This is a genomic window from Enterococcus sp. 12F9_DIV0723, from assembly GCF_002174375.1.
GTDB classification, from domain to species: domain Bacteria; phylum Bacillota; class Bacilli; order Lactobacillales; family Enterococcaceae; genus Enterococcus_A; species Enterococcus_A gilvus.
This window is the reverse complement of the sequence record NZ_NIBK01000001.1, coordinates 1,816,239-1,832,740: the sequence shown is the minus strand read 5'-3', so window position 1 is coordinate 1,832,740 and position 16,502 is coordinate 1,816,239. Positions and strand designations below refer to the sequence as shown.

General features: G+C 41.6%; 12 protein-coding genes and 1 riboswitch. All 12 genes read left to right on the top strand.

Going from position 1 to position 16,502, the window contains the following annotated elements; genetic code table 11:
• Positions 1-145 precede the first annotated feature (145 nt).
• Positions 146-574, top strand: coding sequence for a DUF3788 family protein (locus tag A5868_RS08685; protein WP_087654151.1), 429 nt, complete (start codon positions 146-148; stop codon positions 572-574).
• Between the two features lie 276 nt (positions 575-850).
• Positions 851-1,828 (top strand): GMP reductase, encoded by a 978-nt coding sequence (gene guaC / locus A5868_RS08680; protein ID WP_086303744.1) that lies wholly within the window; start codon positions 851-853, stop codon positions 1,826-1,828.
• Positions 1,829-1,944: 116 nt separating this feature from the next.
• The gene (locus A5868_RS08675) at positions 1,945-3,366 is read left to right on the top strand and encodes an aminotransferase-like domain-containing protein (RefSeq protein WP_086303745.1); all 1,422 of its coding nucleotides are present in this window, start codon (positions 1,945-1,947) and stop codon (positions 3,364-3,366) included.
• Positions 3,367-4,098: a nitroreductase family protein gene (locus tag A5868_RS08670; protein ID WP_086303746.1), complete on the top strand. Its 732-nt coding sequence runs from the start codon at positions 3,367-3,369 to the stop codon at positions 4,096-4,098.
• A gap of 37 nt (positions 4,099-4,135) precedes the next feature.
• A riboswitch (M-box (ykoK) riboswitch) is annotated at positions 4,136-4,300 on the top strand.
• 424 nt (positions 4,301-4,724) lie between these two features.
• Complete coding sequence (mgtA, locus tag A5868_RS08665) at positions 4,725-7,331, top strand: magnesium-translocating P-type ATPase (protein WP_162787369.1); 2,607 nt, start codon at positions 4,725-4,727, stop codon at positions 7,329-7,331.
• A gap of 393 nt (positions 7,332-7,724) precedes the next feature.
• The gene (gene pdhA / locus A5868_RS08660; RefSeq protein ID WP_010780691.1) at positions 7,725-8,834 is read left to right on the top strand and encodes a pyruvate dehydrogenase (acetyl-transferring) E1 component subunit alpha; all 1,110 of its coding nucleotides are present in this window, start codon (positions 7,725-7,727) and stop codon (positions 8,832-8,834) included.
• A 2-nt stretch (positions 8,835-8,836) separates the two neighbouring features.
• Positions 8,837-9,814 carry an alpha-ketoacid dehydrogenase subunit beta gene (locus A5868_RS08655; RefSeq protein WP_010780692.1) on the top strand — a complete coding sequence of 326 codons (978 nt, stop codon included), beginning with the start codon at positions 8,837-8,839 and terminating at the stop codon, positions 9,812-9,814.
• Positions 9,815-9,949: 135 nt separating this feature from the next.
• Positions 9,950-11,605, top strand: a complete 1,656-nt coding sequence (locus A5868_RS08650) for a dihydrolipoyllysine-residue acetyltransferase (protein WP_086303748.1) — start codon at positions 9,950-9,952, stop codon at positions 11,603-11,605.
• A gap of 7 nt (positions 11,606-11,612) precedes the next feature.
• On the top strand, positions 11,613-13,019 hold the full coding sequence (gene lpdA, locus A5868_RS08645) for a dihydrolipoyl dehydrogenase (RefSeq protein ID WP_010780694.1): 1,407 nt from the start codon (positions 11,613-11,615) through the stop codon (positions 13,017-13,019).
• A 232-nt stretch (positions 13,020-13,251) separates the two neighbouring features.
• Positions 13,252-13,521 (top strand): UPF0223 family protein, encoded by a 270-nt coding sequence (locus A5868_RS08640; RefSeq protein ID WP_086303749.1) that lies wholly within the window; start codon positions 13,252-13,254, stop codon positions 13,519-13,521.
• A 74-nt stretch (positions 13,522-13,595) separates the two neighbouring features.
• Entirely contained in the window at positions 13,596-14,351 is a 756-nt protein-coding gene (locus A5868_RS08635; protein WP_086303750.1) for an inositol monophosphatase family protein, read from the top strand.
• Between the two features lie 120 nt (positions 14,352-14,471).
• Positions 14,472-16,313 carry a translational GTPase TypA gene (typA, locus tag A5868_RS08630; RefSeq protein ID WP_010780697.1) on the top strand — a complete coding sequence of 614 codons (1,842 nt, stop codon included), beginning with the start codon at positions 14,472-14,474 and terminating at the stop codon, positions 16,311-16,313.
• Positions 16,314-16,502 lie beyond the last annotated feature (189 nt).

Sequence of the window (16,502 nt, the reverse complement as noted above, 5' to 3'; positions counted from 1 at the left end):
TCATTAAAAATGGTAAACTGAATATGAAAAAAACGTTAAAAGAATATATGAAATTGAAGAAAAATAAAAAGAATTTAACTCATACAACCATTGCATTAGTTAGAATTATTTTTCGTTCCACAGCGTATTGAAAGAGGCGAGGACTATGGAAAGAAAACGATCCAAGGCTGATGATGAAAAGAGAGAACTCCAGACGATCTTATCAGGATTGCCAAATTCCCAATATCTAAAAATCTTATTAGCTCAGATCATGAGACATTATGATCCGAAAATCACATACATATTCCAAAAAAAATCAGGCTGGCAATTAGTGATCGAGCAATACAACGGTCTACTTTGTCAAATCAAGATCCATGAAAACTATTTCTCCGTGAGCACTCCATTCCCAGACTTTGGTATAAGCTATTTGACTCCGATGGTAAAGGTGATGTCGAAGGAGTTTAAGGAAAAATTTGAAGACGTGTCAAAAAACACGCAGAAGATCGAAATGAATGTGACAAACGAAGAAGAAATGGAAGATGTTATCTTTTTAATCAGTCTACAGGCGAAAAAATTAAGAAGTACTTTAGTATAAAAGGTAATGTTCGTGTTTTTTGCGATAAAATTTAAAATCAGCTTGCTTTTTAACCGGATATGTTGTAAATTACATAGGGCGATACTGCCCTATGTTTTTTTATCGTTCGCGATTTACACGTATCAGATGCTGGTAAGAGGGTGTGTATGCATCGATTGACAGTTGTAACGTTTGTTTTGTGTAAAGCTTCGCGCGACGAGAACACGGTCATTTTTCATAAGTAAAAAAATGACGAGAATAAAACGAGATAGCTAAGTTATCCATTGGAGGCCATTTATGAAAGTATTTGATTATGAAGATATTCAGTTGATCCCCAACAAATGTATTGTGAACAGCCGATCAGAATGTGACACGACTGTTAAATTAGGGAAATTCAGTTTTAAAATGCCTGTTGTACCAGCCAATATGCAAACGATCATCGATGAAACGATTGCTGAATTTTTGGCAGAAAATGGGTATTTCTATATTATGCATCGCTTTTATGAAGAGGAGCGAATTCCTTTCATTAAGAAAATGCAAGCGCGCGGGTTGTTTACATCAATCAGTGTCGGCGTCAAAGGCTACGAATATGATTTTGTAAAACAGTTAGCTGAAGAGAAGTTGAACCCTGATTTTATCACGATCGATATTGCTCATGGTCATTCAGATGCGGTCATCAATATGATCAAACACATAAAAACATATTTGCCGGAAACTTTCGTTATCGCTGGAAATGTCGGCACGCCAGAAGCTGTACGTGAATTGGAAAATGCCGGAGCTGATGCGACAAAACTAGGAATTGGACCGGGGAAAGTATGTATTACTAAAATTAAAACAGGCTTTGGTACGGGCGGATGGCAGTTAGCTGCGTTGAGCTGGTGTGCTAAAGCAGCGCGGAAACCAATCATTGCAGATGGTGGGATTCGTACACATGGCGATATTGCGAAATCTATTCGCTTTGGTGCAACGATGATCATGATTGGTTCTCTATTTGCTGGACACGAAGAATCTCCTGGGGAAACAATGGTGGAAGAAGGCGTTGTATACAAAGAATACTTCGGTAGTGCTTCTGAATTCCAAAAAGGCGAAAAGAAAAACGTGGAAGGTAAGAAAATTTGGATCCCTTATAAAGGTTCTTTAAAAGACACTTTAGTGGAAATGCAGCAGGACTTGCAATCCTCTATCTCCTATGCTGGTGGCAATGACTTAGAAGCCTTGCAAAAAGTAGATTATGTCGTCGTTAAAAATTCGATTTTTAATGGTGATACCATTTAAAAGATTTTAAAAAGACTCCTGTCGTTTGCTTGGCAGGAGTCTTTTTCTTTGTTCAATTGACATGAAAATATAATTGGATTAATGTTAAATCATCCAATTATAAACGGGGGATGACCATGTGGGAACTAGCAGAAAATAAGTCTACGCCGATTTATCAACAAATCATTGAACAAATTATTACGTATATCCAAGAGGGAACCTTGAAACCAGGCGATAAATTACCGGCAGAACGGAAGCTGGCAGAACATTACCAAGTGAATCGGTCAACCGTCGTTCACGCATTGGATGAGCTAGTCAGTCTTGGCTGGATCTTGCGTCGGCAAGGCAGTGGGACAGTGGTGAATGAAGGAAATTGGGGACGCAGTACGACTCCCCGGGTCGATTGGCGCCGACTATTCACGCAGGAATCGCACCCTAAAGAGTCTTTTCTAGAGAAAATCCACCCCTTATTATCCGATCCTGAGGCAATTGATCTTTACTCAGGAGATCTGCCCCTCAATTTGATCCCTGATTTTCGATTTCCCTCATATACGTGGGAGGAGTTATTGTTAGAGGAACAGAAGCAAAGCCCTCTTGGCTACCGACCGTTGCAGCAGATTATTTGTCAACGAATTAAACTAGAACAAAAAATCGACGTTTCGGCAAATCAAGTCTTGATTACTTCGGGCGCACAACAAGCGATGTTCTTATTGCTGCAGGTGATGTTACAAAGTGGTGATAGCGTGGCGATCGAGGACCCTTCTTTTTTATACTCACTGCCGATCTTCGCAAGTGCCGGTGTTAAATTGTATGGCGTAGAGATGGATCAAGAAGGGATGCGTATCGATAAGCTGGAGCAGCTCATCCTGACTAAGAAAATAAAATTGATCATTCTGAACCCAACCTTTCAAAATCCGACTGGGACGACCATGTCAGAAAATCGACGAAAAGAATTGATTGCACTTAGTCATAACTATCAGATACCGATCGTGGAAGACGAAGTGTTTAGCGAAATGAACTTTATCGACCTGCCACCGTCTTTAAAGGAGCTAGCACCGCATCAAGTCATCCACTTGGGTTCACTCTCTAAATTGTTGGGTTCGTCTATCAAAATTGGCTGGGTCGTTGCTGATCAAGATCTAATTCAACGGTTGTCCGAGGCAAAACAAATGATGGATTTTTCGATCAGTATTTTTCCCCAAGTAATTGCTCATACAGCATTAACAGACGCGCACTTTGAAAAAAATCAGGAAGCGCTCGTGGCAACCTTGAAGCAAAAGGCTCATGACTTCGCTGCGGCATCGAATCAGATCGCAGACGATTGGGCAATATCAAAAATCGATGGCGGCATCTATGTGTATTTGACCTGGAAACATCAGCGTTTGACGAGAAAAGATTGGGAGATTTTTCTAAGAGAAAAAATAGCGATAGCCCCCGCATTCCTTTTTAGTAATGATACAATGGCAATGAGGGTGAATTATACTCGGCTGACGAAAAAAACACAGAAACAGTTTTTTGATCAGCTAAAACGTATTTCAAGAGAATTAAGGAGGAGTTAAATGGAAGCATTGGAGATTTTAAATCAGCACCGGACCTATCGAAGCTTTGATGAAACGTATCAATTATCAGAGGAGGAACTGCACAAAATCCTAAACGCAAGTCGACAAGCGCCTAGTTGGATGAACGGTCAAATGTATAGCATTGTCGTAATTAGAGATCAAGAAATAAGAAAACAACTGGTAGCGATGAATCCTGGAAATCCTCATATGCTCCACAGTTCGGCCTTTTTAGTTTTTGTAGCAGATTTAAAACGCACGCAGAAAGTTGCGCGCCATTATGGCACCGATTATCCTATTGATTCCGGCTTAGACCCATTGATAACGGCGGTCACAGATACAGCATTGGCATTAGAAAATGCCGTGATCGCAACAGAGGCCTTGGGATTGGGATCTGTTGTTGTCGGCTCCATCCGAAAAGATATTTCAGAAGTCAGCAGACTATTAAACTTGCCTGATTACGTGATGCCTGTGGCTGGACTAAGTATCGGAAAGCCAAACGTAGAAATGAGAATCAAACCACGTTTACCGGAAGAGGCAGTTGTCCATTATGACACTTACCAAGAATACGACTATGGATTGATCGAAACCTATGATGATACGATGGAGAAATTCGCGGAAGCTCGCGAAACAAAACGTTGGAGTAAAAAATTCGCCGACTATTTTGGTGCTGCACCTAATAAAAAAGTAGATGAATTTCTGAAAATGAACAAGTTTTTTCAGCCAAATATTTGACACTTCGTTTTAAGTACCCTATAGTGAGAATGTAAATAAGAATAATTGTTAGGTGAGGCTCCTATATGGACACAGGCTACTGCCCAAAAATGTCGAGAGACGCCAATGGGTAGAACAGGGATCATCGTGAAGGTGATTCATAACGTAGCTGACAACTTTTGTCTACGCCCTATAGTGCTAAAGCTCGACGATGAACATGAATGATTTTTCGCGCGTGCTCATTTTCGAGCACGCGCTTTTTGTCAGTTTTCCTTCCTGCGTTAGCAGGTTAGAAAAATGATAAGCGTACGAAAATAACCGTATTTTTCGCTCTTCGAAAAATACGATCCAAAGATATGAGCTAGCGGCGAGTTCAACCACTTACTATAGAGCGCGTTAATTTCAGTGAATGAATAGAACCCTTCACGCAGACTTACTATAGAAGCATTTGTAATGGATGAACAATTATTGCGCACATGGACATGGCTGCGGCAGCTAATCAAAATGTTGAATCTCTATACGTTTCACTTAGACAAAAATATAAGATCGAAAGGATGTGAGGAAGATGGATCATGAGGATAGTCGACCGAAAAGCAAATACGATAGGACTACTTCGATTGTCCTGAATTTTAGGAGGAACCATTATGATGAACAAAAAAAACCTTCTTGCTCGCAAAATCAATAAAGATCAAGAATTAAAAAAACTAGCAATTTTACCTGACCGTGACCTTTTTCTAAACTTGCGAACATCTTTACAGGGCTTATCCGAAGAAGATGCGAAAAGTCGTTTGGAAGAATACGGTCCAAATGAGGTTTCCTCACAAAAGCCGACGCCTGGCATGTTATTATTCCTTCAATCCTTTAATGATCCATTTGTCTACGTACTGGCGCTATTAGCAATTGTTTCTTTACTGACGAATGACCTGGAAGCCGCAGTTGTAATGACGATCATGATCTTGGCCAGCGTCTTGATAACCTTTATTCAAGAATACCGTTCGCAAAAAGCGAGTATCGAATTAAAAGAAATGATTGAAAATACCGCAGCAATCACGCGGAACGGAGAAACAAAAGAAATTCCGATGGATGAAATCGTACCTGGTGACATTTTGACGTTAGCGACTGGCGACATGATCCCAGCAGATGCCGTGTTGATTTGGACGAAAGACCTTTTCGTCAACCAATCATCGTTAACGGGAGAATCAATGCCCGTTGAAAAATACCTTGCAGAAGAAAACGAAGTAACAGAAGAAACAACAGCATTGGACTTAACGAATCTGGTATTTATGGGAACAGATGTGTTGAGTGGTCAAGGAAAAGCAATTATTTTAAAAACCGGACAACAAACATTTTTTGGAGATATTGCCAGAAACGCGACCTCAAAGCGTGGAAAAACGTCCTTTGATATTGGGTTAGCCAAAGTCAGCAAGCTGTTGTTACGGATGGTCATGGTTTTATTCCCGCTTGTTTTCTTGATCAACGGTTTAACAAAAGGGGATTGGAGCAGCGCCTTCTTCTTCGCGATTGCCGTAGCTGTCGGTTTGACTCCTGAGATGCTGCCAATGATCGTCAGCTCTAACTTGGCTAAGGGTGCTTTGACACTTTCAAAACACAAAGTGATTGTAAAAGAATTAGCCTCTATTCAAAATTTAGGAAGCATGGATGTTCTCTGTACAGATAAGACAGGGACGATCACTGAGGATCGCGTGGTTCTTGTAGAGCATCTTGATCCATTGGGAAATGAAAATGAACAAGTCTTAGATTTAGCATTCATGAATTCCACCTATCAAACAGGTTGGAAAAATCTGATGGATATCGCTGTTATTAATTATTTTGAAGAACAAGACCGTCAATTGCCGTATCAAGCGGTTCAAAAGATTGATGAAATTCCCTTTGACTTTTCACGCCGTCGTTTAACGGTTGTCATGAAAACAGATGATCACCAATTAATGATTACTAAGGGTGCCGTGGAAGAGATGGCGGAGATTTGTAAATATGTAGAAATTAATGGAGAAATTTTGGAGCTTACTTCTGAGATTCGCCACCAATTGCAAACGGTGAATGAAAAAATGAACCGTCAAGGAATGCGAGTCATCACTGTGGCTGTTCGTCGTGACGCACATGATGAAGCTATCTATTCTACTGAAGACGAAAAAGACATGATCTTGATCGGCTTCATGGGATTCCTGGACCCAGCGAAGGCTTCAGCAAAACCAGCCATCAAATCCCTTCATCAGCATGGGGTAGTGGTGAAAGTCTTGACTGGAGACAACGCCATCGTTGCGCAAAAGGTTTGTCAGGATGTAGGGATCTCAGCAGATGATTACCTATTAGGAAACCAAATAGACGACATGTCGGAAGATGAATTGTATCAAGCTGCAGAAAAAATCAATTTATTTGCGAAACTAAATCCTATGCAAAAATCTCGGATCATTGAATCGTTGCAAAGTAAAGGTCATACTGTGGGCTTTATGGGAGATGGAATCAATGATGCTCCCGCTTTAAGAAAAGCGGATGTAGGGATCTCAGTGGATACAGCGGCAGATATTACAAAAGATGCCAGTTCGATCATTTTACTAGAAAAAAGTTTGGGTGTTCTTGAGAATGGTGTCATCGAAGGCCGCCGTGTCTTCAGTAATATGATGAAATACATCAAGATCACGATCAGCTCGAACTTCGGGAATGTGTTCTCTATTCTGATCGCAAGTGCCTTCTTGCCATTCTTGCCTATGCTGTCGATCCAATTGCTATTGCAAAATTTAATCTATGATTTCGCGCAATTGACGATTCCTTGGGATAATGTGGACGAGGAAGAGTTGCAAGTACCAACGAAGTGGGAAACAAAAGGTCTCCTGAAATTTACTGTGTGTATCGGTCCGATCAGTTCCGTTTTTGACATCATTACGTTTTTAGTTATGTGGTTTGTTTTTGGTGCCAATACAGTCGGGACACAGAACCTGTTCCAAACAGGATGGTTCATGATCGGGTTAACGACGCAAGCATTGGTCGTTTTGATGGTTCGGACGAGAAAAATTCCATTTATCCAAAGTCGGCCAGCGCCACAAGTGTTCATTAGTTTGCTGATGGCAGTAGTTGTAGGAATACTTGTTGTATTAACCCCGATCGCTGAACAATTTGATTTTGTACATTTGCCAACTACTTATTGGTTCTGGTATGTCGGAATCGTGATCGTTTATATGCTAGCCACGCAATTAGGAAAAGTTCTTTATATCAAACTTGCTAAAGAATGGATCTGAACTATAACAGAATAGCCTGTGTTGCTATTCTGTTTCTTTTATTGTGAAAAAAGGCAACAATCCCAAAGACTTGAGGAGCGATCCTTGAGTCTTTTTTTGACTTTTCAGACAGGAAGTATCGACTGGTTGACCAAGAATCGCTGTTCTTTTGGAGTATCCAACTTTATTTGAAATTTATAAGAAGAAAATCCGCTTTAAAACAGGCTGAATGGTCTTTCACATGGCTAAAAGGTGAAACGCTTCAATTCGTTCAAAACCAGTGAGCAAGTTTGTTGTCATTTGACTATAAAAATGCTAATTTAGAGAAGAAGGGGCAATAGCAATAATACAGATTGACTTGCTGTTGCACTGATAACAAGACTGAATTTACTTAAGAGAGGAAAGTGTGACACCATGGCAGAAAAAAAGTTAACGATTGATTTTGAAGCCTTACTAAAAGATGTAAACGCGGATTTCCCCGTGTACCAAGCGCTAGATGAAGACGGAAAGATTGTGAATGAGAATCTAGTTCCTGACTTGTCGGATGACGAACTTGTTGAGTTAATGACTTCAATGGTTTGGTCGCGTGTTTTGGACCAACGTTCAACGGCATTGAACCGTCAAGGACGTTTAGGATTTTTCGCTCCAACTGCTGGACAAGAAGCCAGCCAATTAGCGAGTCACTTCGCATTTGAAAAAGAGGATGTTCTATTACCAGGGTATCGTGATGTGCCTCAATTGATCAAACATGGTCTGCCGCTAGCAGAAGCCTTCTTATGGTCTCGTGGTCACGTTGCCGGGAACAACTATCCTGCTGAATTGCAAGCATTACCACCACAAATCATCATCGGAGCTCAATATGTACAAGCTGCCGGTGTCGCATTAGGATTGAAAAAACGCGATAGTAAAAATGTTGTTTTCACATATACAGGTGATGGCGGTTCTTCACAAGGTGATTTCTACGAAGCGATCAACTTTGCAGGGGCTTATCATGCAAACGCTGTATTCTACATTCAAAACAACGGCTTCGCAATCTCAACACCTCGTGAAAAACAAACTGCTGCGAATACATTGGCTCAAAAAGCAGTTGCAGCCGGAATTCCTGGTATCCAAGTGGATGGAATGGACCCATTGGCTGTTTATTATGTATCTAAGAAAGCACGTGAATGGGCAGCAAACGGCAACGGTCCAGTATTGATCGAGACATTGACGTACCGTTATGGTCCACATACTTTGTCTGGTGACGATCCAACACGTTACCGTTCAAAAGAAATGGATGACGAATGGACAAAGAAAGACCCATTGGTTCGCTTCCGTAAATATTTAACTGAAAAAGGTTTATGGTCAGAAGAACAAGAAGAAAAAGTTATCGAAGCGACAAAAGAAGAAATCAAACAAGCGATCACAGATGCTGACCGTGTACCGAAACAAAAGGTTTCTGATTTCTTGAAAAATATGTATGAAGTACAACCTCAAAACATTAAAGAACAAGTTGAATTCTATGAAGCGAAGGAGTCGAAATAATCATGGCACAAAAAACAATGATCCAAGCAATCACAGATGCCTTAGCTCTGATGCTTGAAAAAGACAAAGAAGTTTTAATTTTCGGTGAAGACGTTGGTAAAAATGGCGGAGTATTCCGTGCGACTGAAGGTCTTCAAGAAAAATTCGGCGAAGATCAAGTGTTCGATACACCGTTGGCTGAATCCGGTATCGGCGGCTTGGCTTTCGGACTTGCTTTACAAGGCTTCCGTCCAGTTCCAGAAATCCAATTCTTTGGATTCGTCTTTGAAGCGATGGATGAGATCGTCGGACAAATGGCTCGTACACGTTACCGTATGGGGAATACACGAAACTTACCAGTAACGATCCGCGCACCGTTTGGTGGTGGTGTTCATACACCAGAACTTCACTCAGACAACTTAGAAGGATTAATGGCTCAATCTCCAGGCTTGCGCGTGGTGATTCCTTCAAATCCTTACGATGCAAAAGGCTTGTTGATTGCATCAATTCGCAACAATGACCCAGTCGTATTCTTAGAACATATGAAATTGTACCGTTCATTCCGTGAAGAAGTACCAGAAGGAATTTACGAAGTACCATTGGATAAAGCTGCCGTTACAAAAGAAGGCTCGGATGTTTCGATCATTACCTATGGTGCGATGGTCCGTGAAGCAATCAAAGCAGCAGACAACTTAGCAAAAGAAAACATCAATGCAGAAATTATTGACCTACGTACTGTAGCGCCGCTTGATGTAGATACGATCATCAAATCTGTTGAAAAAACAGGACGCGTAGTCGTTGTCCAAGAAGCACAAAAACAAGCAGGTGTCTCTGCACAAGTAATCTCAGAAATTTCTGAACGTGCGATTCTTTCATTGGAAGCGCCAATCGGACGTGTTTCTGCTCCAGATACGATTTTCCCATTTGGACAAGCAGAAGGTATCTGGTTGCCGAACGCAGCAGATATTGAAGCAAAAGTAAAAGAAATCGTAGCATTTTAATTGTCAGTTTTACGAATCGATTTTAGTAGATTCGTAAACAGGCATGCATATGAGACTATTGAATTTTATATAAGGAAAATTCATTACTAGCAAGCTAGCTTAAATGCTGGCAAATAGAAATAAGGAGCGAAAATCATGGCTTACCAATTTAAATTGCCTGACATCGGTGAAGGCATCGCTGAAGGCGAAATCGTCAAATGGTTCGTCCAAGCTGGCGACACAATTAATGAAGATGATACATTATTAGAAGTACAAAACGATAAATCAGTGGAAGAAATTCCCTCTCCAGTAACTGGAACGGTTAAAAAAATTATTGTAGACGAAGGAACCGTAGCGAACGTCGGTGACGTATTAGTCGAAATCGATGCGCCGGGACACGAAGACAATGAAGGCGACGCAGGTGTCGCAGCAGAATCTCAAACACCGGAAGCACCAGCAGCAGAACCAACTGTGGAAAGCGGATCAAGCGAAAGCAGCAGTTCTGACAATGGCGGCGGCGTTTTCCAATTCAAATTACCAGATATCGGTGAAGGAATTGCAGAAGGTGAGATCGTTAAGTGGTTTGTTAAAGCCGGCGATACGATCGAAGAAGACGATACATTGCTAGAAGTACAAAACGATAAATCAGTAGAAGAAATCCCTTCTCCAGTAACTGGAACAATCAAAAAAGTCATCGTAGACGAAGGTACAGTCGCTAATGTTGGCGATGTATTGGTCGAAATCGATGCACCTGGACACAATGATGCCAGTGCTTCTTCAAGCGAAAGCTCTGCACCTGCAGAAGCGCCAAAAGCAGAAGCAAAAGGTGATTCTTCCGTCGTTGAAGCAAGCAACCCTGACAAACGTGTGTTGGCTATGCCATCTGTTCGTCAATATGCTCGTGAAAAGGACGTTGATATCTCTCAAGTAACAGCTACTGGTAAAGGTGGACGTGTGACAAAAGAAGACATCAACACATTCGTTTCTGGCGGCGGACAAGCTGCACCAGCGAAAGCAGAAGAAAAACCAACAGAAACGACGGCGTCAACTTCAGGTGCTTCAGCGAAAGCGGAAAAACCTGCGCAAGCATTTAGTTCAACTATGGGCGAAATGGAAACTCGCGAGAAATTGACACCAACACGTAAAGCGATTGCCAAAGCAATGGTCAACAGCAAGCATACTGCTCCTCATGTAACGTTGCATGATGAAGTAGAAGTGTCTAAGCTTTGGGATCACCGTAAGAAATTCAAACAAGTGGCTCTAGACAATGGCACTAAATTAACCTTCTTGCCTTACGTCGTTAAAGCGTTGACTGCGACTGTGAAGAAATACCCAGTCTTAAACGCATCGATCGATGATGCGGCACAAGAGATCGTTTATAAAAATTACTACAATATCGGTATTGCAACGGACACCGATCATGGATTATATGTACCAAATGTGAAAAATGCGGACACTAAAGGCATGTTCAAGATCGCTGATGAAATCAACGAAAAGGCGGCCTTGGCACATGATGGTAAATTATCAGGAGACGATATGCGTAATGGAACTATTACGATCTCAAATATCGGTTCAGTGGGCGGCGGCTGGTTCACACCAGTCATCAACTACCCTGAAGTTGCGATCCTTGGCGTTGGTACGATTGCGCAACAACCAATCGTCAATGACGAAGGCGAATTAGCGGTTGGCCGTGTGATGAAACTTTCATTAAGCTTCGACCATCGCATCGTTGATGGGGCGACAGCGCAAAAAGCGATGAACAATATCAAACGTTTATTAGCTGACCCAGAATTATTATTAATGGAAGGATGATAAAATCATGGTAGTTGGAGATTTCGCCATTGAATTAGATACAGTTGTAATCGGTGCAGGACCTGGCGGCTACGTAGCCGCTATCCGCGCCGCAGAAATGGGACAAAAAGTAGCGATCATTGAACGGGAATATATTGGCGGCGTTTGTTTGAACGTCGGCTGTGTACCCTCGAAAGCCTTGATTTCTGCTGGACACCATTACCACGATTCACTTGACTCGACAATGTTCGGCGTGACAAGCGAAAACGTGAAGTTAGATTTTGCTAAAACGCAAGATTGGAAAGAAAACGAAGTCGTTAATAAATTAACGACAGGCGTAAAATTTTTACTGAAGAAACACAAGGTGGAGATCATCGAAGGCGAAGCGTTCTTTGTTGATGATCAAACATTACGGGTTATTCATCCAGATTCAGCACAAACGTATTCATTTAACAATGCCATTGTCGCAACAGGTTCTCGTCCAATCGAGATCCCAGGCTTCAAATTTGGCGGACGTGTGTTGGACTCTACCGGAGGTTTGGCATTAGAAGCTGTACCAGAAAAAATGGTCATTATTGGCGGAGGCGTCATCGGTGCGGAATTAGGCGGCGCATATGCGAACCTTGGTGCGGAAGTGACGATCCTTGAAGGAACGCCGCAAATCTTGCCAACCTATGAAAAAGACATGGTTCAGCTTGTCGAAAAAGATTTCAAACAAAAAGGTATCAAGGTCGTGACTTCTGCAATGGCACGTGAAGCTGTAGATAACGGCGACAGTGTTACAGTACGCTATGAAGTAGACGGGAAAGAAGAAACGATCGATGCAGACTACGTGATGGTCACTGTCGGACGTCGCCCAAACACGAACGACATGGGCTTGGAACAAGCCGGTGTTGAAATGACGGAACGCGGATTGATCACTGTAGACAAACAAGGACGTACGAATATCCCTAGTATCTATGCTATTGGCGATATCGTTCCTGGCGCAGCGTTGGCCCATAAAGCCAGCTATGAAGCGAAAATTGCCGCTGAGGCGATTTCTGGTAAAAAAGTAGCGGTTGATTACAAAGCAATGCCGGCTGTTGCTTTTACTGATCCAGAATTAGCTACAGTAGGTATGACGATCAAAGATGCGAAGGAAGCGGGTCTGGAAGCGAAAGCATTCAAATTCCCATTCTCTGGTAACGGTCGTGCCTTGTCATTAGGCAAAACAGAAGGCTTTATCCGTTTGGTTACAACAGTCGAAGACAATGTGATCATTGGCGGGCAAATTGCCGGTGTTGGTGCTAGTGATATGGTTTCTGAGTTGGCGTTGGCCATCGAATCAGGAATGAACGCGGAAGACATCGCATTGACGATCCATCCACACCCATCATTAGGTGAAATTGTGATGGATGCCTCTGAGCTAGCTTTAGGGATGCCGATCCATATTTAAAACGATGTTTTTAAAAGCCAAAATCCTCTAAAAGGGATTTTGGCTTTTTTTGAGTGAACTTCACACAGGCTATAAGAAATCTAAAAGTCATTTAATGCTAAAAAGCAGGAAAATAAGAGGGAGACAAGGTATCGTTTACGATATTTTGCGACTAAAGAAACGTGTTTGTGAATCCAAAAAAGCGGGTAAGAATCATTTTATGTTAAACTGTTTTTGAATGGAGCGTGGGAAAGTGGCAAATTATAGTTATCCAATCGATGAAGACTGGTCACACGATGAAATTACAACCGTGGTAAATTTTTTCAATTTAGTCGAAGAAGCTAATGAGAATGGAATAGACAAAGAACGATTTCTAAATGGCTACAAAAAATTTAAAACAGTGGTTAAAAGTATTGGCGAGGAAAAGCGACTAGGGCGAGAATTTCAAGAAGTGAGTACGTATTCGATCTATCATACAGTCAAGAAGGCCAAAGAAACGCCGTCTAAGCGGTTTAAAATGTAGTCAGTGTATCATTGCTTCTGGCGGGACAAAAGCGCTATAAGTACAGCGAGATCGATTTTTAAGGAGAGATGAAGATGGAAAATGAGATCATTCAATGGATCTATGAAGCAGCGAGTAAAATCAAGACAGGCTTGGGCGATGCCTTGAAGGTCGATCAAAAAAACGGTCGCACCGATTTAGTAACGAATGTAGATAAAGAGGTACAGGATTTCATCGTCAAAAAAATCAACGAATATGATCCAGAGGCGCTGATATTGGGCGAGGAAAACGGGCAGGACCAGACACCGATCGACAAAGGGCGCGTCTTTGTGATTGATCCGATCGACGGGACATTGAATTTTGTGATGCAGCAGGAAAATTTCTGCATTATGATCGCTGTCTATGAAGAAGGCGTCGGCCAGCTTGGTTTTATTTATGACGTGATGCGAGATGAGCTTTTTTGGGGTGGCCCAAAAGTCGGCAAGGTCTTCTTTAATAAGAAGGAAATCGACGCGCCTGAGAACACCTCTTTAAGAGCAGGGCTGATCGGAATGAATGCGGCTCTTTACCGAAAAAATGCGTTTCATGCACAGGAGATCGGGCTTGAATCCATGGGCATCCGTGTTTTAGGCTGTGCAGGCTTAGATTTTATCGCGATTTTGAAGGGGACTCAAATTGGATATATCAGTATGCTCAGTCCGTGGGATTATGCTGCCGGAACGATTATGATGGATCAATTAGGAATGGTTAGCTATGGGGCAAATAGGCAGCCGTTGACTTATCAAGGAAGAGAATTTTTCGTTGGTGCGACACAGGCAGCAATGGCGGAGATTCAAGCCTTTGACCAGTAAAATTCTTAAGAAAAAACTTTTTCTGAAAAAATGAAAATGTTTTACTAACACTCTTAGGGATTTTCTGTTATAATTGTCAATCGAGTGAGTCTCGCGTTACAAGAAAAGGAGCAATTAAAATTGAATTACAGAGAAGATATCCGCAACGTGGCTATTATTGCCCACGTCGACCATGGTAAAACAACATTAGTAGATGAAATGTTAAAACAATCCGATACCCTTGATAGTCATGTAAACCTACAAGAACGGGCAATGGATTCAAATGCATTAGAAAAAGAACGTGGTATCACGATCTTAGCGAAAAATACCGCAGTAAACTATAAGGATTACAAAATCAACATCATGGACACTCCAGGACATGCTGACTTCGGTGGTGAAGTAGAGCGTATCATGAAGATGGTTGATGGCGTATTACTTGTTGTAGATGCCTATGAAGGTACGATGCCACAAACGCGTTTTGTATTGAAAAAAGCCTTAGAACAACATTTAACACCAATCGTTGTTGTAAATAAAATCGACAAACCTTCTGCACGTCCAGAAGAAGTGGTAGATGAAGTATTAGAATTATTTATCGAATTAGGAGCAGATGATGATCAATTGGATTTCCCAGTGATCTATGCTTCAGCAATCAATGGAACATCTAGTTTATCGGATGACCCTGCGGAACAACAAGAAACAATGGCGCCTGTTTTTGATACGATCGTTGAAAAGATTCCAGCTCCTGTTGATAACAGTGACGAACCGCTACAATTCCAAGTATCATTACTAGATTACAATGACTATGTTGGACGTATCGGTATCGGCCGTATCTTCCGTGGAAAAATGAAAGTCGGCGACCAAGTTTCTGTTATGAAACTTGACGGTTCGATTAAAAACTTCCGTGTAACGAAGATCTTTGGTTTCTTCGGCTTGCAACGTTTGGAAGTTCAAGAAGCAAAAGCCGGCGATTTGATCGCTGTTTCTGGGATGGAAGACATCTTTGTTGGGGAAACAGTAACACCTATCGACCACCAAGACGCATTACCAATCTTGCACATCGATGAACCAACATTGCAAATGACATTCCTTGTAAACAATTCACCGTTTGCTGGTCGCGAAGGTAAATACGTGACTTCACGCAAAATTGAAGAACGCTTGATGTCAGAATTGCACACAGACGTTTCTTTACGTGTTGAAAATACAGAGTCTCCTGATGCGTGGACTGTTTCTGGTCGTGGCGAATTGCATTTGTCGATCTTGATCGAAAACATGCGTCGTGAAGGCTATGAATTGCAAGTATCACGTCCAGAAGTTATTGAACGAATGGTTGATGGCGTTAAATGTGAACCGTTTGAACGAGTACAAATCGACACTCCAGAAGAATACATGGGCAGCGTGATTGAAGCTTTAGGTCAACGTAAAGCAGAAATGCAAGACATGATTCATTCTGGTAACGGACAAGTTCGTTTGGTCTTCTTAGCTCCTGCCCGCGGCTTGATCGGATTCACTACTGAATTCTTATCAATGACTCGCGGATACGGCATCATGAACCATACATTTGACCAATACTTGCCAATGATCCAAGGCGTGATCGGCGGACGTCGTAACGGCGCGTTAGTTTCTGTTGATACTGGTAAGGCTACGATGTACTCAATCATGAGTGTAGAAGAACGTGGAACTGTCTTTGTTGAACCAACTACTGAAGTATACGAAGGCATGATCGTTGGTGAAAACAGCCGTGATAAAGACTTAGGTGTAAATATCACGAAGGCAAAACAAATGACAAACGTTCGTTCAGCTAACAAAGACCAAACTTCTGTAATCAAAAAACCACGTATTCTGACTTTGGAAGAATCTTTAGAATTCTTGAACGATGATGAATATTGTGAAGTGACACCCGAATCTATTCGTTTGCGTAAACAGATCCTAAACAAATCTGAACGTGAAAAAGCAGCGAAAAAACGTAAAGTGGCAGCAGAATAATTTGTATTTCTAGACCTCACTGATGATAGTGAGGTCTTTTTTGTTGCATGAGCGATCGTTGATAGAAGGAATTGTTTGTTTGCTCTTCATCGTTAAAAAATTATTATCTGATGTTTTTAAGTTATTTTTACAGGGAGTAAGTGGGATGAGTCGGCGATTATTAAACTATTTGCTTATTATAATTTATTT